At 44.5% G+C, this 17,939-nt stretch carries 19 protein-coding genes and 1 tRNA gene; 13 read left to right on the top strand and 7 right to left on the bottom strand.

From position 1 onward, the window contains the following. Positions 1–88 precede the first annotated feature (88 nt). From rnpA to BJP37_RS20935, 6 genes are all read left to right on the top strand, one after another. Positions 89–511 (top strand): ribonuclease P protein component, encoded by a 423-nt coding sequence (gene rnpA, locus BJP37_RS20960; protein ID WP_075901674.1) that lies wholly within the window; start codon positions 89–91, stop codon positions 509–511. Beyond that, complete coding sequence (locus BJP37_RS20955) at positions 501–896, top strand: PH domain-containing protein (protein WP_009148774.1); 396 nt, start codon at positions 501–503, stop codon at positions 894–896. Before rnpA ends, BJP37_RS20955 begins: the two co-directional genes overlap by 11 nt. 208 nt (positions 897–1,104) lie before the next feature. After that, complete coding sequence (yidC, locus tag BJP37_RS20950) at positions 1,105–2,274, top strand: membrane protein insertase YidC (RefSeq protein ID WP_075901672.1); 1,170 nt, start codon at positions 1,105–1,107, stop codon at positions 2,272–2,274. A gap of 1 nt (position 2,275) precedes the next feature. Continuing rightward, complete coding sequence (locus BJP37_RS20945) at positions 2,276–2,770, top strand: Jag family protein (RefSeq protein ID WP_070394091.1); 495 nt, start codon at positions 2,276–2,278, stop codon at positions 2,768–2,770. A 189-nt stretch (positions 2,771–2,959) separates the two neighbouring features. Next, entirely contained in the window at positions 2,960–3,475 is a 516-nt protein-coding gene (locus tag BJP37_RS20940) for a YceD family protein (protein WP_075901670.1), read from the top strand. A 486-nt stretch (positions 3,476–3,961) separates the two neighbouring features. Beyond that, positions 3,962–5,476, top strand: a complete 1,515-nt coding sequence (locus tag BJP37_RS20935) for a Ycf46 family AAA ATPase (protein WP_075901668.1) — start codon at positions 3,962–3,964, stop codon at positions 5,474–5,476. Here BJP37_RS20935 and BJP37_RS37045 read toward each other — a convergent pair. Further along, positions 5,458–5,637 carry a hypothetical protein gene (locus BJP37_RS37045; protein ID WP_143727719.1) on the bottom strand — a complete coding sequence of 60 codons (180 nt, stop codon included), beginning with the start codon at positions 5,635–5,637 and terminating at the stop codon, positions 5,458–5,460. The two genes, BJP37_RS20935 and BJP37_RS37045, sit on opposite strands and share 19 nt — an antisense overlap. Positions 5,638–5,905: 268 nt before the next feature. On the opposite strand from BJP37_RS37045, the gene BJP37_RS20930 reads away from it, so the two are divergent. Both BJP37_RS20930 and BJP37_RS41390 read left to right on the top strand, forming a co-directional pair. Further along, complete coding sequence (locus tag BJP37_RS20930) at positions 5,906–6,373, top strand: SH3 domain-containing protein (protein ID WP_075901666.1); 468 nt, start codon at positions 5,906–5,908, stop codon at positions 6,371–6,373. Between the two features lie 200 nt (positions 6,374–6,573). Next, positions 6,574–6,750 carry a hypothetical protein gene (locus BJP37_RS41390; protein ID WP_009148761.1) on the top strand — a complete coding sequence of 59 codons (177 nt, stop codon included), beginning with the start codon at positions 6,574–6,576 and terminating at the stop codon, positions 6,748–6,750. 49 nt (positions 6,751–6,799) lie between these two features. Here BJP37_RS41390 and BJP37_RS20925 read toward each other — a convergent pair whose 3' ends face one another. Then, complete coding sequence (locus BJP37_RS20925) at positions 6,800–7,678, bottom strand: SH3 domain-containing protein (RefSeq protein WP_075901664.1); 879 nt, start codon at positions 7,676–7,678, stop codon at positions 6,800–6,802. Between the two features lie 183 nt (positions 7,679–7,861). Between BJP37_RS20925 and BJP37_RS42755 the strand changes: the two genes are divergently transcribed. Then, complete coding sequence (locus BJP37_RS42755) at positions 7,862–9,043, top strand: peptidoglycan-binding domain-containing protein (RefSeq protein WP_075901662.1); 1,182 nt, start codon at positions 7,862–7,864, stop codon at positions 9,041–9,043. Positions 9,044–9,252: 209 nt separating this feature from the next. On the opposite strand, the gene sigC is transcribed toward BJP37_RS42755, so the two are convergent. The 4 genes from sigC to lipA all read right to left on the bottom strand — a co-directional run bounded on the left by sigC (position 9,253) and on the right by lipA (position 13,383). Continuing rightward, positions 9,253–10,503, bottom strand: a complete 1,251-nt coding sequence (gene sigC / locus BJP37_RS20915; protein WP_070394085.1) for an RNA polymerase sigma factor SigC — start codon at positions 10,501–10,503, stop codon at positions 9,253–9,255. A gap of 931 nt (positions 10,504–11,434) precedes the next feature. Then, a complete protein-coding gene (locus tag BJP37_RS20910; RefSeq protein ID WP_075901660.1) occupies positions 11,435–12,346 on the bottom strand; it encodes an NAD(P)H-dependent glycerol-3-phosphate dehydrogenase in 912 nt (303 codons plus the stop codon). Between the two features lie 3 nt (positions 12,347–12,349). After that, entirely contained in the window at positions 12,350–12,505 is a 156-nt protein-coding gene (locus BJP37_RS39710) for a hypothetical protein (protein WP_158069695.1), read from the bottom strand. 8 nt (positions 12,506–12,513) lie between these two features. Then, on the bottom strand, positions 12,514–13,383 hold the full coding sequence (lipA, locus tag BJP37_RS20905; RefSeq protein ID WP_075901658.1) for a lipoyl synthase: 870 nt from the start codon (positions 13,381–13,383) through the stop codon (positions 12,514–12,516). A 131-nt stretch (positions 13,384–13,514) separates the two neighbouring features. On the opposite strand from lipA, the gene BJP37_RS20900 reads away from it, so the two are divergent. Then, positions 13,515–13,588 (top strand) — tRNA-Pro (locus tag BJP37_RS20900). A gap of 179 nt (positions 13,589–13,767) precedes the next feature. On the opposite strand, the gene tsaD is transcribed toward BJP37_RS20900, so the two are convergent. Further along, positions 13,768–14,814, bottom strand: coding sequence for a tRNA (adenosine(37)-N6)-threonylcarbamoyltransferase complex transferase subunit TsaD (tsaD, locus tag BJP37_RS20895; protein WP_075901656.1), 1,047 nt, complete (start codon positions 14,812–14,814; stop codon positions 13,768–13,770). 151 nt (positions 14,815–14,965) lie between these two features. Here tsaD and BJP37_RS20890 point away from each other — a divergent pair, with 151 nt between their 5' ends. The 3 genes from BJP37_RS20890 to purH all read left to right on the top strand — a co-directional run bounded on the left by BJP37_RS20890 (position 14,966) and on the right by purH (position 17,581). After that, positions 14,966–15,460 (top strand): Photosystem I reaction center subunit III, encoded by a 495-nt coding sequence (locus BJP37_RS20890; RefSeq protein WP_075901654.1) that lies wholly within the window; start codon positions 14,966–14,968, stop codon positions 15,458–15,460. 162 nt (positions 15,461–15,622) lie between these two features. Continuing rightward, the gene (gene psaJ / locus BJP37_RS20885) at positions 15,623–15,748 is read left to right on the top strand and encodes a photosystem I reaction center subunit IX (RefSeq protein ID WP_071105376.1); all 126 of its coding nucleotides are present in this window, start codon (positions 15,623–15,625) and stop codon (positions 15,746–15,748) included. A gap of 291 nt (positions 15,749–16,039) precedes the next feature. Further along, complete coding sequence (gene purH, locus BJP37_RS20880; protein WP_075901652.1) at positions 16,040–17,581, top strand: bifunctional phosphoribosylaminoimidazolecarboxamide formyltransferase/IMP cyclohydrolase; 1,542 nt, start codon at positions 16,040–16,042, stop codon at positions 17,579–17,581. The last annotated feature ends 358 nt before the right edge of the window (positions 17,582–17,939 follow it).

The following is a 17,939-nucleotide window of genomic DNA, read 5'->3' as shown; positions in this document are numbered from 1 at the left end:
AGAAACAGCCATTTCCCGTGGCTTTTCTGCCTTTATCCTGCTCAAGGGTCTGGCGTAATTGACATTCATCAAGGATTAGAGTTAAGCATTGGGATTGCCTCAAGCCAATCGACTTAAGCACTGGCGAGATTTTAAGCAAGTCTATCGCTCAGGTATGCGTCGTTCAGGGCGTTACCTAACATTACGGGGTTTACAACAGAGTACTATTCCCGCGATTGCCAAAGAAACCACTGTACCAGAAAAATCCCTACCAGAAAAATCCCTACCAGAGGATTGCCCTCCCTCCCGCCTTGGCATCTCCATCAGCCAAAAAGTCAGTAAGAAAGCAGTTGTTAGAAATCGGATTAAGCGGCAACTTCGAGCCGCCCTCAGGCAGTTATTACCACGCCTATCCCCCGGTTGGAAACTAGTCGTAATAGTAAAACCAGAAGCCAGAGAGTGCGAATATGCACAACTTTTGAGAGAATTAGAAAAGTTGTTGGTAAAAGCAGAGGTGTTGGATGGGCATTAGAGAAGATGTATTTTATGAGGGTGGCCCTCACCGGGGAGATCTGATCATTAGCATATTGTTGGCATTTACGATTATATTCATACCTCTAACCGTAGCTGCTATTGTCAGGGCTCTATGGCTACGGTATCGGATTACCAGCCGCCGCATATCAATAACTGGGGGTTGGCGGGGACGCGATCGCTCAGATGTGATCTATTCTGAAGTTTCAAAGATTGCCACAGTTCCCCGTGGTATAGGAACTTGGGGAGATATTGTGGTTACCCTAAAAGATGGTAGCCGTTTGGAAATGCGGGCAATACCCCGGTTTAGAGAAATTTACGACTACATTGCCGAACGAGCAGCAGACAAAACAGGCAAAGCCGTTAGTGCCATCAAAATGATGTAGACAGAACATTGAAAAGAAAACCTTGACATCGGTCACTTGCCCTGATCTAGTCTTCCCTTTCCTACATCTGGCCACCAAAATCGGTTCAACTCCTTGATGTCAGTAGATATACCTGATAAAAGTCGGAAACCCGAACCGCATAGGGACGGAGATTAGTTACATTAGACACAGAAAACTTTACAATAGCGCCTAGGTTAACGTCAAACGAATGGACTTTGGTATCGGATTTATCTCCAACAACATCATGCTGCCAATCCTGGATTTCTTTTACGGGATTGTGCCTAGCTATGGTTTAGCCATAATAGCCTTGACCCTGGTGATTCGCTTTGCCCTCTTCCCTCTTAATGCTGGCTCCATTCGCAACATGAGGCGCATGAAAGTCACCCAACCCTTGATGAAGAAGCGGCAAGACGAAATAAAAGAGCGCTACAAGGATGACCCGGCTAAACAGCAGGAAGAAATGAGTAAGCTGTTCCAAGAGTTTGGCAACCCCCTAGCCGGTTGTTTGCCACTGTTGGTACAAATGCCGGTTCTGTTTGCCCTATTTGCCACCTTGCGGGGATCACCCTTTGCAAACATTAACTACGACGTCAACTTACAAATTTTTCCCCAAGAACAGCTGGAATATATCCAGCCTAAAGTCTTTACCACCAAACCCCAAAATATTTACATTACCGATGGCTTACATGAACCAGTCATCGCCCTACTTCCGGCAGGAAATAAGCTGGTAGTTGGGGAAAAAACCAAAGTAGAGTTTCAAACTGTTGAAGGTCAACCCTTAAATCAACTAATTGCTCAGCATCCAGAAACCGATATCACTCCCACTTGGCAAATAGTCAACGGAGAAGACCGCTTACGTATTCTTGAAGATGGGACACTAGAAGCCCTGATGCCTGGAGAGGTAAAGCTTCAGGGAACCTTAACGGGAATAGCTGCTAACAAAGGCTTTCTATTTATAGATGCTTTAGGAAGAGTGGGTGCTTTTGATGACGATGGCACTATCCACTGGGATATCGTAGGGATGATTCTCTTCTTTGGGATCAGTTTGTACGTCAACCAGCTGTTGTCTGGTTCAGGTGCAGGTGCAGGGCAAGCCGGTGACCAGCAAAAGGTAGTTAATCAGATTACTCCAGTATTGTTTTCTGGCATGTTCTTATTCTTTCCCCTGCCAGCTGGGGTATTGATGTATATTGTTGTAGCTAATATATTTCAAACTATCCAGACTTTCATTCTATCGAGAGAACCTCTGCCAGAGAATTTGCAAGAAATAGTTGAGCAGCAGGAAAAAGAGGCAAAAAGACAAGCAGCTAAGTCTGGAGAGGGTCGAGAGGCATTGCCTTTTGAGCCCAAGCGTTCAAAGAAAAAAGCATCAAGTTAGTATGGTAAATCAACATCAGGAGCGTGGTAAAGAGTGGTTAGAAGAACTCCTGCGCTTATCTCGATTGCCCGCCAGTATAGAAGTAGCTGATGGTGACGCTCCCCTAGGAGAGCGACCCAGCTACTGGTTGACAATCGATAATAGTCAACTGACCTCGAAAGACACTCAAACTTTAATTGGTCGGGAAGGGGAAGTTATCGATTCTATCCAGTACTTAGCAAATTCCCTCCTTAACTTGGGTCATGAAGAGGAGGAACAAGCCGTTTACGTTATCGATATCGATAGCTATCGAGCCAGACGGCAAGTGGAACTTCAAGCGATCGCTGAACACGCTGCTATGAAAGTCCGTCAGACCGGGAAAGAATTTGAATTGAAATCCCTATCGGCAGCAGAGCGGCGTCAAGTCCATACCCTATTCAAGGCTTTTGAGGATTTAGAAACTCTTAGTCGAGGGCAAGAGCCAGACCGACGACTGGTGGTGCGTCGCAGGTATTGACAGATTAAGAGTTTTAACCCTCTCACTGCTGATTGCACTTGGGATTATTCCCATCACCTGGCTAACATAATGCATTAACTCTATATAACTATTTAAGTCTATAAATGGTCGCTTTTTGCTGAGTGTTTGAGAAGCTCAAGGTTAACCATCAACGCTTAACAGTCAACTGCAAAGGATAAGCTAAGCATTATGGAGGCTATATATATTCCTGAGTTGCTCAAATTACCAGAGCAAACAGAAGTAACTCCGGTCAATCAATTCTTGGTGGATTTACAGACACTAACCCCAGTTCGAGGTCAAGTGCAAGTGGCTCATCAAGGAAATTACCTGGAGGTCTGTGCTCAAGCAGAAACGATCATTACCTTGACTTGTCATCGCTGCTTAAAACAGTACAACCACCGCCTAAGCATCGATACATCCGAATTAGTTTGGTTAGCTTCCTCAGCTGACCAACTGTCGGATGAATCCCTAGAGCAGGAGATAACTTGGGATGATTTACAAGAAACCCTTCCAGCTCAGGGGTATTTTTATCCAGACACTTGGTTATACGAACAACTATGTCTGGCAATTCCGCCACGGCAGCTGTGTGACCAAGAATGTATAGGTATCCAGATTAAGAATAACAGTGAAGCAGAGTTACGGGATCAACTACGGGATCAACGTTGGGGCGCTCTAGAATCCCTGAAGAGAAAACTTCCTGGATAGTGAGTTGCCTGGTAGTATAATGCTGAAGGGGAAATTGGTCAGGGAGTTACTAGCAGCAGAGCCTTTATCCAAGTTTCTTGGAAATAAAAATGCTATGTTTAGGGTTTAAATATTTCTTTATAGCATTGACTTTTTCAGTAATTGGCTCTTATATAGGAATTCTATATCCCATAAGGTATAAATTGATCCCCCTAAATCCCCCTTAATAAGGGGGACTTTGAGGTTGCAAAGCTTACCTCATAACTGCGAGAAACGCTATATAAAAATCCATGTAGGAATTGTCATAATTTTTGATGGCATATTCCCGTCTTAATGCAGTCGCTCATGGGGGAAACCACGGCAAAGCACGACTGGGGGAAACCCCCTTTGGCCGCTTAGGTGCGCTTGACCCGTAATTTAATTCGCCACGGGTTCCTACTCCCTGCTCCCTACTCCCTGCTCCCTACTCCCTGTTCCCTATTCCCTGTTCCCTGTTCCCTTTGCTATATGAATTTCAATGACGAGTTTGAGCTTCTGCTACGTGCTCGCTATCCTTTGTTATATATTCCCACTCTAGAAGAAGAGCGAGTAGAAACAGCGATCAAGCAATCCGCTAAACGTTTGGGTAATCGTGGTGTCTATATCTGGGATTTTGTAGATGGTTACCAGGGAAACCCTAATGATATCGGCTTTGGACGCCGCAATCCCTTACAAGCTTTAGAATTTGTAGATAAAATTGGCGAAAGTGCTGCTGCCATCTTTGTATTAAGAGATTTTCACCGATTCTTAGAAGATGTATCAGTTGCTCGTAAACTCAGAAATCTGGCACGTACCCTCAAATCCCAGCCTAAGAATATAGTTATCGTTACTCCCCAAGTGTCGGTTCCCTCAGATTTAACCGAAGTGCTGACAGTGCTGGAATTCCCCTTACCAACGGCATCGGAAATTAAAGCTGAGGTGAAACGTTTGTTGGGGGCAACGGGTCAAAATCTGACTGAAAAAATCATTGATGAGCTGGTGCGCTCGGCTCTTGGTCTTTCCTTAGAAAGAATTCGTCGGGTCCTAGCTCGTGGGATTGCCTCTAATAATGCCATCCAACCTTCAGATGTGGAACTAATTTTAGAAGAAAAGCGTCAATCCATTAGGCAAACCCAAATCCTAGAGTTCTACCCAACCCAAGAAAAAATTTCAGACATAGGTGGCTTAGACAACCTCAAAGACTGGCTACTGCGACGAGGTGGAGCATTTACAGAACAGGCCCGACAATACGGCTTACCCCATCCTCGTGGTTTACTATTAGTGGGGATTCAAGGAACTGGGAAATCGTTAACTGCAAAAGCGATCGCAAACCACTGGCATCTACCCCTGCTACGTTTAGATGTCGGTCGTCTATTTGGTGGCTTAGTAGGGGAATCAGAATCCCGTACTCGGCAGATGATTCAGCTAGCCGAAGCCCTCGCGCCCTGCATCCTCTGGATTGATGAAATTGACAAAGCCTTCTCTGGTCTATCCTCTAAAGGGGATGCAGGCACAACCAGTCGTGTCTTTGGTACCTTTATTAGCTGGTTAGCTGAGAAGAAATCCCCAGTGTTTGTGGTCGCTACCGCCAACAATATCCAAGCATTACCCCCAGAAATGCTTCGCAAGGGTCGATTTGACGAAATCTTTTTTGTTGGTTTGCCCAACCAGGAAGAACGTCGTGCTATTTTCGATCTACACCTATCCCGGCTGCGACCTCATAATCTCAAGAGTTACGCTTTAGACCGATTAGCCTACGAAACCCCTGATTTTTCTGGGGCAGAAATTGAGCAGACCCTGATCGAAGCCATGCACATCGGCTTTAGCCAAAACCGAGACTTCACCACAGATGATATTCTAGAAGCCGCTAGCCAAATTATCCCTTTAGCACGGACAGCCCAAGAGCAAATCCAATTTTTACAGGATTGGGCAGCTGCCGGAAAAGCTCGCATGGCTTCTCGCAATACTCCCTTAAATGATCGCATTCAGCGCCAACTCCAGTAAGTAATCATAATATAGCAGTTCTCAATTGGGTGAGAAACTTCATCTTTGGTTAATGGCAGTAGGGAGTAGGGAGTAGGGAGTAGGGAGTAGGGAGTAGGGAGTAGGGCTAATAAAATTGACTTGACCTGATAAGTATGATCGACGCTATAGATTAATGTCAACTAGATTAATGTCAACTAGATTAAGTGAGGATTTTATCCTTAAATTTTGGTATAACACCCTAACAACCTGTTAACCTTCAACCTGTTAACCTTCAACCTGTTAACCTTCAACCTGTTAACCTTCAACCTGTTAACCTTCAACCTGTTAACCTTCAACCTGTTAACCTTCAACCTGTTAACCTTCAACCTGTTAACTTTCAACCTGTTAACCTTCAACCTGTTAACCTTCAACCTGTTAACCTTCAACCTTTATCTTTAATAGCTTCCCATGAGTCTGTCCAAGATAGCTCAGTTTATCATTGGTTTTATTCTCGGCATTGCCATCTTAACAGGTGCTGCTGTTGGTACAGTATATTACTTCTTTACTAAACTAGCAGCTGAGCCTGAAAAACCTGTCTTTGCTGAGGAGCGACCCAAGACCTCACCATCACCAAAAGCTCAGCCCACCAGTTCATCTGGGGAGTCTAAACCAGCAACTACTCCCAAACCCATTCCTAGTCCTAGTCCTTTACCAAAACTAGAACCGGGTGCTTATCGAGCCAGTGTTACCTGGCCACAGGGGTTGATTCTGAGGGACTCCCCTAGCCTGAACGCTCAACGCATTGGTGGTATTGGCTACAATCAGACCCTGATCATCCTCGGATACAGTGATGATAAGCGATGGCAGAGAGTACGCTTGCCTGGTAGTGACCAAAAAGGTTGGGTTAAAGCAGGTAATGTCAAAAAAATAAACTAATAGTTTCGAGCAACACTCAACACTCAATACTTAATAAGTCTGGTTTTTGTTAAGAAAATTAGCTAAATATTAATCTTGATTGCAATATTGCCGATCTAGCTTCAAGGCCAGAATCCAGAATGATAGGGTTATGAAACTAACTTTTAATACCATCAAAAAAGTTAAATTTCTACCTAACTGAATTTCTGGCTAACAGGTTTATGTACAATAAAAATACAAATAAAGATCTTTTGGGTGCTGCTGTGACTGCTGCTTTGGGTGCAGGGATTGTCACTTCCTTTGCCGTCAGCCAAGGTCAACACCCAATGATTGCTATAGGAATTACTGCTATGGCTGGCTTAGTTGGTGCCTTGTTACATCAGGCTGACTTAGTATAAATAAAAGTCTTATGATAAGTAATTAACAACTTGCTAATTATCTGGTGGGTTAATTGGAACAAACCACAAGATTCTGATCACCGGTAGCACGAGACCCGTTAGACATCCATCCATTAACAGGATAAGTTATTCTTGCCCACTCACGCCCTTGGGAGTCCTGGAAAAACTGCTCTTGAGGGGGACGGTTGATCAGTCTTACTTTCACTCCATAGGAGACAAGACCCAGTCGGGAAGAGTTAATATTCGGTCTGCTACGGACAGCAATACCATCATTACCTTTATATATAACTTCGCGACAGAGAGATTGTGTTGGATTAGGCCGTACTATTACTGTCTGCTGACAGAACTTTAGATCTTTGGCTCGGACAAATCCAGGAATGGGGGAGTTGATCGCGATCCAACCATTTTTACTAGGGTTCTTTCCAGCCAGAATAACTTCTTCATTAGGCTCTAAGGTTCTGATTGGTTCGATTGATGGCTGTTTGTAGATAAACATTGACTCACCAGCTTGGCGGCAGAGAGATTGTGTTTGAGTAGGGCGTACTCCTCCTGTCCCCGGACAGAACTTGAGGTCTTGGGCTTGGACAAATCCAGGAATGGGGGAGTTGATCGCAATCCAACCATCTTTGCTAACCTTGTTTTCGGCTAGAATAACTCGTTCATCAAGGTCTAAGGTTCTAATTGGGTTAGAGGTTGATCGCTGTTTGTAGATAAACATTGACTCAGCAGCGGCTCGACATTCACCCATCAATCCCTGAGCCAGTTGAAATTTCCCTTGAGTCTGGGCTTGGGTTGGTTTGGCCGAGGGTATGCTGTTGGCGGAATTGGTGCTGGGAATTACGGTAGCCCTAGCCCCTACTCCCCCTAAACTGCTCACAAATAAAGCTAGGAGGGGGAGCAACGTACTCCAGTGACGAATAGTGGTCATGATTTAAAACTATTGCGTTATGGTTAGAGAGGAGAATTGCTCTGTTTTGGTAAGAGTCTTGCTCTATAACTACATGCTTTAATCTCCGATTACGTAAAATCTCTGAGATTCTATTGTCGAAAACATTACCAATGCTCTACTGTTCTCTGTTAAACTAACCGTAAAAGTTTCCTTGGAAGAATCATGGAGACCCTTGCCTATCTTCATCTTGCCTTAAGCGAAGAAGAGCTAGCTTATACTCCTGCAGTTTTGACAGAGTCGAATCAAAAATTGTTTCAGTGGCTCAAGGAGTATAAGGTAGTTACTCACCATCGGATTTATTTAGTGTTGCTAATTGCCATACTTAGCATTGTGGGGATGGCAGAAGAAGCCCTAGCCCAAAGGGTGCTGCGGGAAGGTCGTAGGGGATCCGATGTCACAGAGGTTCAGCGTCGTTTGCGAGAACTCGGGTATTTCAATCGGCAACCAACTGGCTATTTTGGTTCAATTACTAAAAATGCTGTGATTCGGTTCCAACGAGACAAGGGGCTTCCTGCTGATGGGGAAGTCGGACCACGAACCAGAGCAGTACTCTTGCCATCACAAAGCAGAGTAGCACCATCTCGTAGGAATGTTAATCAATCTGGACTCAGACGAGGGTCTCGTGGATCAGCGGTTACGGAAGTGCAGCGACAGTTAAGAGAACTGGGGTATTTCAATGCCGACCCAACCGGTTACTTTGGTCCAGTTACAGAACAAGCAGTGATTCGATTCCAAACAGACTATGCTCTCAGGGCCGATGGGATTGTGGGATCACAAACTAGAGCAGAACTATCTAATGCTTTAGTTACTCAATCACAACCGTTTGGATTCCTACCTGGGGAGATGCCTCTTCCTCCTGCTGACTTTAGCAGTCAAGAACCGATAGCATTTGGTACTCCTATCCGTAGCAGTGAACTACGACCAGGCGATCGCGGTCCAGAGGTAAAACGGCTTCAGCAAGCGTTGAGATCTCGGGGGTTTAATCCCGGTCCGGTTGATGGGAGATATGGCGAACAAACTGAGGATGCAGTGTTTAAATTTCAGATACGTAATAATAATCTACTTCCAACCGGGATAGCTGATTTACAAACCCTGCAAGCATTGGGATTTATTGATATCAATCCTGAACCTGAGAAGAATCGCTATGTGGTGGTGATCCCCATTCAAAATGATAATGTGCTGCGTGAAGTGCTACGTCAGACGACTCTGACTCGTGAGAATATATCTGATAACGGTCGAGGCGGTTATTTTAATGCTGGAGCTTTTTCTAGCCGTAGTGAAGCGGAAAGTCGTTCCTATGAATTGCGATCGCAAGGATTTGATGCCCGGGTAGCCTACTTTTAAGTCAGCTCAAGTCCACTAACAAAGAAATATATTGGGGTGCTCCCTGAGATATTTAACCTCAGGTGTTTATAAATTCAATAAATTTTCAATAACTAGAACCCATGGGACTTGGAATAGCTAGGGTGATAGCTAGGATAAGATTAGTAATAAGCCCACACTTCCCTAATAGGTAAGTTAATAGGTAAGTGTGGGAATATGTCACCAAGGGATTAGCTCAAAGCTTCCAGATAATCCCGAACTCGGTTACGGCGCTTGGGTTGCCGCAACTTTTGTAAAGCCTTAGCTTCAATTTGGCGTACCCGCTCCCGAGATAAATCCAAAGCGCGACCAATCTCAGCTAGAGAGTAAGGTTGGTTATCTCCCAAGCCAAACCGCATCCGAATCACATCCCGTTCACGGTTGGTTAGATCGGCTAGGAGTTGCTGTAAATCCCGTTGTAAGGCTTCTCGCATCAACACTTCTTCTGGAGAGGTTTCCTCAGTTTCGAGTAAATCTCCCAGTTCGGTGTCTCGTTCCTTACCAACTTTAATTTCCAAAGAAACAGAGCGAGGTACTCGTAGTAATACTTCTCGTACCTGAGCGGCAGTCATCTCTAATTCCACAGCAATATCGTCAATGGTTGCTGTGCGGCCACGTTCCTGGGAAATCTTCCGTTGGGCTTTTTTGATTTTATTGAGCTTCTCAGTAATGTGAACTGGCAGGCGAATGGTACGGCTTTGGGTAGCGATCGCCCGGGTGATTCCTTGACGGATCCACCAGTAAGCATAGGTGCTAAATCGGTAGCCTTTGGTTGGGTCAAATTTCTCAACCGCTCGCTCTAATCCCAGAGTTCCTTCCTGAATTAAGTCTAGGAGTTCCAAGCCACGGTTTTGATACTTCTTCGCTACTGACACTACCAGACGTAGGTTAGCTTTGATCATGTGTTCCTTAGCTTGGAGCCCTTCAGCTTGTACCTGCTCTAGCTCTTTGGATGTTAGTTCGGCTAACTCTGCCCAACGCAGTTTGCCAGCTGACATACTCGGCTTCAGTTGAGAAACGTCAATTCCTGCAGCGGTTGCCCACCGTTCTAAGGAAGGACGGTGACCTAACTGGGACGCTAGACGATCATGGGTTTCAATCAGGTGGACAAAGCGCTCCATGACTTTATCTTCGGATATAGCCGATTTATTGCGCAGCCGTAGTAGTTTCATGTAGCGCTGAACTTTTTGAGCTTCCGAGACTTCCTCATCTCGCCTCAGTAGACGAACCCGACCAATTTCCTGGAGATATAACCGAACTAGGTCGGTGGTGCGACGGGTGCTATTTTTGGTTAAGCTAGCCGCGTCTACACCCTCAATCTCCACATCAACTAAGTCATCCACTGATCCTTCCCCATCGTCCCTTGGGCCATTAAGCTCAAAGCTATAGGCAGAAGTCTCGTGATCTAATTCTGTGTCGGCATAGAAAGGAGTGGCTGGCATAATGATCTCTCGATTACAACCAGTGACAACACGGAATTGTGTTTGTCACACTTAGTACTAGAATTCCCACCCATGATGACCGGAGAAACAGTTACTAAAATTTTTTTTCCGGCAAGACTTACCGGTTATCCCTGGTAGCCTTTATTAATATCGGTAGCTAACGGTTCACCCGATCTGTCCACCCTACCTTGCCGCATTTAGCTTAAGGTCTATAGATGGCTAAAGGAACAGGATCTCCTGATTTCAGCTATTTTAGAAGTAACTCTATAGGTAAATAGAGACCTTGGTCAAAAGCTGTATTAATCTACAGTGCGCATCATGGCGATTCCAGAAAGATTGTCCCTAATTCAAGAAAAAATTTTATTTAGGGGTATCAGGAACTAATATCAGGGACTAAGCAGTAGGCACGCTACTTGCGGAGATCCTTTGCTCGAATGGGTTTTAAGAAACAACGAACTTATGAATAAGTGCATACACATAGTTCAAAATTGCCAAATTATTGCCGAATTACCAGAGTTATGAAATATTATTGCCACCCAGCTATGTGGCCAGATTGGCAATGATATTACAAAACTTTATAAAACATTACCAAATTTGGCAATGTCTTGATGCAGTTGCTTCAGCTCAAGCAGTGGCATGTCTCTAAAGATTCTATATTTTCAGGATGCCTGATAGACAACAGCAAAATGTCTCAATTTTTGTCTCAGTTTTTTGTCAGAGACAACAGCAAAATGTCGCAGTTTTTTGTCTGAGTTTTCCTGTCTGAGTTTTAAAGCAGGCGAGCTTCCGGAGCAGGAGACCTTTCGCACTCAGGCAGCAAGGGATACTAGCTGGTGCACGTAAATTTTTCATGATCATTGCGATACTCTTAAGGCCAAAGGCCACGCTACGCGAACAGAGCCGCTACGCGAACGCACTCGAGATCAGACCATTACTCTGGCTTAGTATCTCGTAACATTAGAGCTTCAACAGCAGCTTGGGGGGTAATCTCCCCTTGGAGCAATCGATGGACTTGATAAGTAATAGGTACTGAAATTCTTTTGAGCTTAGCTCGTTCCATCACAACCTTTGTAGTGTTGACCCCTTCTGCTGTTCCCTCCAAGTTGGCCAGAATATCTGCAAGTTTCTGACCCTGAGCGAGCTGATAACCAACTTGATAATTGCGACTGAGGCTACTACTACAGGTTGCCAGTAAATCTCCTAGTCCCGACAAACCGTAAAATGTTTCTACCTTAGCACCCCAATCTGTACCAATACGAATCATTTCTGTAAGTCCACGGGTTAGCAAAGCTGCTTTGGCATTTGTGCCTAGTTGTAAACCATCACAGGTTCCAGATGCGATCGCCATTACATTTTTTAGGGTACCCCCTAGTTCTACACCGAGGGGGTCTCGATTGGTGTAAACCCGGAAATTTGGCGAAGAAAACACCTGTTGTAGTATCTGAGTTGCTTTTACATCTGTGCTAGCTACTACTGTAGCGGCTGGGAGTTCTTGTTTAATTTCTTTGGAAAGATTGGGACCCGATAGCACCACTACAGGATTGTTGGGAAATTCAGCTTGCCAGATTTGAGAGGGAGTACGGGTAGTTTGCAAATCTAACCCCTTAGTGGCTGTGACCAAGATCACGTCAGGAGACACTGATAATCCCTTTAGCTGTTGCGCTACAGAATTTACCCCCGACATGGAAACAGCAGACAAGATAATACTGCTAGATTTTATAGCATCTGCTAATTTTGTCTGACTCCGACGGGACCACAAACAAACCTGATGACCGTTTTGAGAGGCTAGGCTATTGAGGGCTGTACCCCAAACACCAGCTCCGATTATAGTTATTTTGGTCATTTGTTATTTGTTATTGCAGTTCTCAATTAGGTGAGGTGCTTTCGCCCTGGGGAGTAGGGAGTAGGGAGTAGGGAGTAGGGGTAAGAACATTGAATTTACCTGATCAGTATAAGAAACGCTTTCTTGGTTAGTTGTTAGTTTCAATTGTTTTGCAACCATGAAAGCGTTCATCGGGGATACCGCTGCATTAATTCTCGAACTTGCTCGGCATGATAGGAACTGCGGGTGAGGGGAGAGGAAACAACTTGCAGGAAACCGAGGGATTCACCATACTCTTTCCAGGTATCAAATTGTTTAGGGGTTATGAATTCAGCAATTTTTAGGTGTTTTTGAGTGGGTTGAAGATACTGACCAATAGTTAAGATGTCGCAGTCTACTTGCCTTAAATCCGCCATGACTTGCCGGACTTCGGCATCAGTTTCTCCTAAACCTACCATTAGACCAGATTTGCTGTAAACCGATGGAGCCAAGTTTCGCGTCCGCATCAGTAATTCAAGGGAACGCTGATAATCCCCTTGAGGCCGTACTTTCCGATAGAGTCGGGGTACTGTTTCTGTATTATGATTGAGGACTTCCGGTTTAGCTTGAAGAATTGTTTCGAGGGCATCCCAGTTCCCGCACAAGTCTGGGATTAAAACCTCAATAGTGGTATGAGGTGAGACCAGGCGAATGGCTTCAATGCACTGTACAAACTGGGAAGCTCCACCATCGGGTAAATCATCCCGGTTGACAGAGGTAATAACTACATGATTTAAACCCATGCGCTGCACGGCTTCTGCTAGCCGTGTGGGTTCAGTGGAGTCAAGGGCTTTGGGTTTTTTCTCAAAGTCAATATCGCAGTAGGGACAAGCACGGGTACAGGCTGGTCCCATAATTAAAAAGGTGGCAGTACCAGCATTGAAGCACTCTCCGATATTGGGACAAGAGGCTTCTTCACAGACAGTATTGAGATCCAAATCTCTTAAGGTTTCTTTAATATTGCCGACACGCTGCCATTGGGGCGCTTTGACTCGCAACCATTCTGGTTTAACTACCACTCTTGGTTATACTCCAACTATATATATATATAAATTTAAGTTACGTTACTTTAATCTTGATCCTAACAAGCTAGGGGCGGATTGCCCCTAAGGCATGATAAAATAGATGAAATCTTAAATTATGACTTTATCGGGATGTAGCGCAGTTTGGTAGCGCACTTCGTTCGGGACGAAGGGGTCGCAGGTTCAAATCCTGTCATCCCGATTGTACTTTTGGACTAACTTTAAAAGTTAGCAGGTTAGAGGTTAGCAGGTTACAGGTTAGCAGGTTCTTCAACCTTGGCCTTTCGGCCACGCGATCGCGTTCAACCTTCAACCTCTTAAACCTTCAACCTCTTAAACCTTCAACCTCTTAAACCTTCAACCTCTTAAACCTTCAACCTCTTAAACCTCTGAATAAAGTTCCATCACCTTAGTGATAGGCATTCGCGATCGCACTCCCAAAGTCAAAGGGGAAGTATGTCCTTGATTTAAATGGTCAGTTGCGGCACAGCCAATCATTGCGGCATTATCGGTACAAAACTTCAGGGGAGGAAAAATAACTCGCAAATTATGCTCAGTTGCTGCAGCTTGCAACTGTTGTCTCAATCCACTATTGGCAGCCACCCCACCCCCAACGGCAATTGTTTCCAGACCATAGTCGAGAGCACAACCAATGGTACGCTTGGTAAGCGATCGCACTACGGTTTCCTGAAAGCTGGCAGCAATGTCGGTCACTGGAATTTCTGAGTGTTCCTGCTCCAGTTTTTGCACCAGCCTTAGTACTGCTGTCTTCAAACCGCTAAAACTGGAGTCATAGGGATGATAACCACCACTAGCAAGGGAAATCTTACCCTCTGGCAAGGTAAAGGCTTTGGCGTTGCCCTCTCGTGCTAACTTATCTATAGCTGGTCCTCCGGGATAACCTAACTTTAATAATCGTGCTACCTTATCAAAGGCTTCACCCGCAGCATCATCACGGGTTGCCCCCAGTATCTCATAGCTACCACAGGTTTTGACATAAATTAAGCTAGTGTGACCCCCAGACACCAATAGACTCAAAAATGGTGGTTCTAGTTCTGGCTCACTGAGATAGGTGGCGTAAATATGACCTTCTAGATGATGGACACCTACAAAGGGCTTGTTGTGGACAATGGCCAGAGTTTTGGCAGCTGTGACCCCCACTAGTAGAGAGCCCACTAAGCCGGGAGCGCAGGTAGCAGCAATGCCGTCAATTGCGCCCCAGTCCAGTTGAGCTGCTTCTAGGGCTTCCGCGATCGCATTATTGATGGTTTCCAGATGGCTACGGGATGCTACCTCTGGCACCACACCCCCATACTGCCGATGCATAGGAATTTGGGAAGCAACGATATTGCTACAACATTTACGATTTTTAACAATCGCCACAGCTGTTTCATCACAACTGGTTTCTATTGCTAAAACACAAGCCATTCACCAATGACCTTTATTGAAACACTACTTTTAGTTAATTAAACTTTACTAGATACACGGCTCAGAGTAAGATTGCCTGAGTGTACAAATAATTTGATCTTTTGGTTTGTACAAAAAACTTTTTGTTTCTTAACAAAAGGAGACACTTTCTATGCGACGATTGTTAGCTTTAATTTTTGCCGTCTCTGTTTGGTTTTGCGCCATCAGCCCAGCCTCTGCTTCTTTGGATCATCTCACCCCTTGTAGTGAGTCTGCTGCATTCCAAGCCCGGAAGGCTGAATTCCTAAACACTACAGCTAACCCCAATTCCGGGGCGAACCGATTTGAGCGGTATTCTCAAGCACTTTGTGGTGATGAGGGATATCCTCACTTGATTGTGGATGGTCGTTTCTCCCATATGGGTGACTTCCTCATTCCTAGCTTACTCTTCCTCTATATCACTGGCTGGATTGGCTGGGCAGGTCGCAGCTATCTACAAGCGATTCAAAAGGGTAAGAACCCAGAAGACAAAGAAGTCATCATTGATGTCCCCTTGGCAGTTAGTAAGATGCTAATGGCTGCCTCATGGCCTTTGTTAGCATTCAAAGAAATCACCACTGGTGAAATGTTTGCTAAAGATGATGAGATTCCTGTCTCACCACGCTAGCAATCATACTTAGACTCGCTCGCGGGAACGCTTTTAGCACTGAAAAGTTAGCTAAAAACTACTGCCGTTCTCGCTAATCAAATTTTCGCGCTTTATAGACAGGGCATTATCTTGATGTGCCAAGATGTCTTGAAATAGTTATCGATTTTAGGAGAATGTTCCATGCAGGATTTAGTTAAGTATTTGTCCCTAGCACCAGTGTTATTGGCTCTTTGGATGACCGTTACGGCTGGAATTTTGATTGAATTTAACCGCTTTTTCCCTGATCTACTTTTCCATCCGTTGTAATTAGGAAGAATGGGTAAAAGATGGAAATAATTCATTCGGTATTGGTAGGTAAGCTAATTAAATATAAGTACCTACTTAGTTCGCTGAATTATTGAAATTTACCCTAAAAAACCTCTTGACAATTTAAAAAAAAAATTCAGAGTGCAGAATCCATAATCCAGAAGTAAGGTGGAATATTTCTGAACTATTTCTGAATTATTAAGTTGCTGAATCCTGAATTTAGCAACTAATAATTCTGCATTCTGAATTGATAATTCAGAATTCGGTTGACTTTTTGTAAAATTGTTTGAAATGGCAAATCTGGCACTGCTGAGTGTATCTGACAAAACTGGACTAATCGACTTTGCCCGTCAGCTAGTAGAAGAATTGGAATTTGATTTAATCAGCAGTGGCGGAACGGCTAAAGCCTTGCAATCAGAAGGTTTGCCGGTAACGAAAGTGTCTGATTACACTGGCTTTCCAGAAATTTTGGGTGGCAGGGTCAAAACCCTACATCCACGAATTCATGGTGGAATTTTGGGAAGGCGAGATTTGCCCGAAGATGTGGCAGAAATGGAGACAAACCAGATTCGTCCCATTGATTTGGTGGTGGTGAATCTCTATCCATTTGAACAGACTGTTGCTAAACCGGACGTGAGTTTAGCAGAAGCAATTGAAACTATCGATATCGGTGGTCCAACACTGCTGAGGGCAGCTGCGAAAAACTATGCTCACTTGACAGTGCTGTGTAATCCCAGTCAGTATCAGGATTACTTAGAGGAGTTGCGCCAGAATGGAAATCAACCATCAATCGAATTCCGTCAGGCTTGCGCTATAGAGGTTTTTGGTCATACCGCTGCCTATGACCATGCGATCGCATCCTACCTGATCGGGTACAAAGATCCAGTATCCCTACCAAAACGATTTACTTTGTCTGGACAACAGCGCCAATCTCTACGCTATGGCGAGAATCCCCATCAACCGGCATCGTGGTATCAAACCGGAACAGTTCCCACAGGTTGGGCTGCAGCCACTAAACTTCAGGGTAAGGAACTCAGTTACAACAACCTGGTGGATTTAGAAGCTGCACGGCGGATCATTAATGAATTTACTGACACTCCAGCCGCAGCAATTCTCAAGCACACCAATCCTTGTGGGGTAGCCTTGGCAGAAACCCTCTCGCAAGCCTATCAGAAAGCATTCAATGCTGACTCTATTTCTGCCTTCGGTGGAATTGTGGCATTAAATCAACCCATTGATGCTGCTACAGCTGTGGCGTTAAAGAAAACTTTTTTAGAATGTGTAGTCGCACCAGGCTGTGAACCAGAAGCTCAAGAAATTCTCAGTGCTAAGTCGAAGCTAAGAGTGTTGCTATTACCAGACTTACAGACCGGATCAAAGCAAACTGTGAAAGCTATTGCAGGGGGGTTTCTGGTACAAGCTGCGGATGATGCCATGGATAATCCTGAGAATTGGCAAGTGGTAAGCCAAAAGCAACCTACTCCTGACCAAATGGCAGAATTATTATTTGCTTGGAAGGTGTGTAAGCATGTTAAATCCAATGCCATTGTCGTGACACGCGATCGCACAACTTTAGGTGTGGGTGCCGGTCAAATGAATCGGGTAGGTGCAGTCAATATAGCTTTAGAACAGGCTGGGGAAAATAGCAAAAACGCTATCCTTGCTAGTGATGGATTCTTCCCCTTCGATGACTCAGTGCGGACAGCTGCTAAAGCGGGGATTGAGGCAATTGTGCAACCGGGTGGTAGTTTACGAGATCAAGACTCGATTCAGGCAGCAGATGAACTGGGATTAGTAATGGTGATCACCGGTATGCGCCACTTTTTACATTAGTTATTTACATTATCCAGAAGAAATAGTCGTGATTCGGACCAAATTTATCGAACACTAAATTTGGTTCGAATCACTAATTGTTAATCATTTCAGTTGATTGAAGCCGACTAATTAGCCAGGTGTCAAATATGCTTATTGGCTTAGTTTTGAGTAAATGCGCCTTGTATTTCCCTATTTCCGTATTTACCCAAACCCCTATCACCCAAAATCGTTAACTTATTGAATTTTGAAACAGACCTGAAGTGGTTAGGGGGGCGAAACCAACTAAACTTCGTAAGTCCTCTTGACAAAAAATACATATAAATTCAATATTTATGAGTATTTATCCTTTAAAATTTATTAATATCATATAAAGCGA

It is taken from the genome of Moorena bouillonii PNG (assembly GCF_001942495.1).
Classification (GTDB): domain Bacteria; phylum Cyanobacteriota; class Cyanobacteriia; order Cyanobacteriales; family Coleofasciculaceae; genus Moorena; species Moorena bouillonii.
The sequence above is the reverse complement of the archived record's forward strand: the minus strand, read 5'-3'. Positions and strand labels throughout refer to the sequence as shown.

What these genes read in the sequence shown, in the direction of transcription:
- BJP37_RS20955 (WP_009148774.1), top strand. Translation starts at nt 501, where the DNA reads ATGGGCATTAGAGAAGATGTATTTTATGAGGGTGGCCCTCACCGGGGA.
- yidC (WP_075901672.1), top strand. Translation starts at nt 1,105, where the DNA reads ATGGACTTTGGTATCGGATTTATCTCCAACAACATCATGCTGCCAATC.
- BJP37_RS20945 (WP_070394091.1), top strand. Translation starts at nt 2,276, where the DNA reads ATGGTAAATCAACATCAGGAGCGTGGTAAAGAGTGGTTAGAAGAACTC.
- BJP37_RS20940 (WP_075901670.1), top strand. Translation starts at nt 2,960, where the DNA reads ATGGAGGCTATATATATTCCTGAGTTGCTCAAATTACCAGAGCAAACA.
- BJP37_RS20935 (WP_075901668.1), top strand. Translation starts at nt 3,962, where the DNA reads ATGAATTTCAATGACGAGTTTGAGCTTCTGCTACGTGCTCGCTATCCT.
- BJP37_RS20930 (WP_075901666.1), top strand. Translation starts at nt 5,906, where the DNA reads ATGAGTCTGTCCAAGATAGCTCAGTTTATCATTGGTTTTATTCTCGGC.
- BJP37_RS41390 (WP_009148761.1), top strand. Translation starts at nt 6,574, where the DNA reads ATGTACAATAAAAATACAAATAAAGATCTTTTGGGTGCTGCTGTGACT.
- BJP37_RS20925 (WP_075901664.1), bottom strand. Translation starts at nt 7,678, where the DNA reads ATGACCACTATTCGTCACTGGAGTACGTTGCTCCCCCTCCTAGCTTTA.
- BJP37_RS42755 (WP_075901662.1), top strand. Translation starts at nt 7,862, where the DNA reads ATGGAGACCCTTGCCTATCTTCATCTTGCCTTAAGCGAAGAAGAGCTA.
- sigC (WP_070394085.1), bottom strand. Translation starts at nt 10,503, where the DNA reads ATGCCAGCCACTCCTTTCTATGCCGACACAGAATTAGATCACGAGACT.
- BJP37_RS20910 (WP_075901660.1), bottom strand. Translation starts at nt 12,346, where the DNA reads ATGACCAAAATAACTATAATCGGAGCTGGTGTTTGGGGTACAGCCCTC.
- BJP37_RS39710 (WP_158069695.1), bottom strand. Translation starts at nt 12,505, where the DNA reads ATGGTTGCAAAACAATTGAAACTAACAACTAACCAAGAAAGCGTTTCT.
- tsaD (WP_075901656.1), bottom strand. Translation starts at nt 14,814, where the DNA reads ATGGCTTGTGTTTTAGCAATAGAAACCAGTTGTGATGAAACAGCTGTG.
- BJP37_RS20890 (WP_075901654.1), top strand. Translation starts at nt 14,966, where the DNA reads ATGCGACGATTGTTAGCTTTAATTTTTGCCGTCTCTGTTTGGTTTTGC.
- psaJ (WP_071105376.1), top strand. Translation starts at nt 15,623, where the DNA reads ATGCAGGATTTAGTTAAGTATTTGTCCCTAGCACCAGTGTTATTGGCT.
- purH (WP_075901652.1), top strand. Translation starts at nt 16,040, where the DNA reads ATGGCAAATCTGGCACTGCTGAGTGTATCTGACAAAACTGGACTAATC.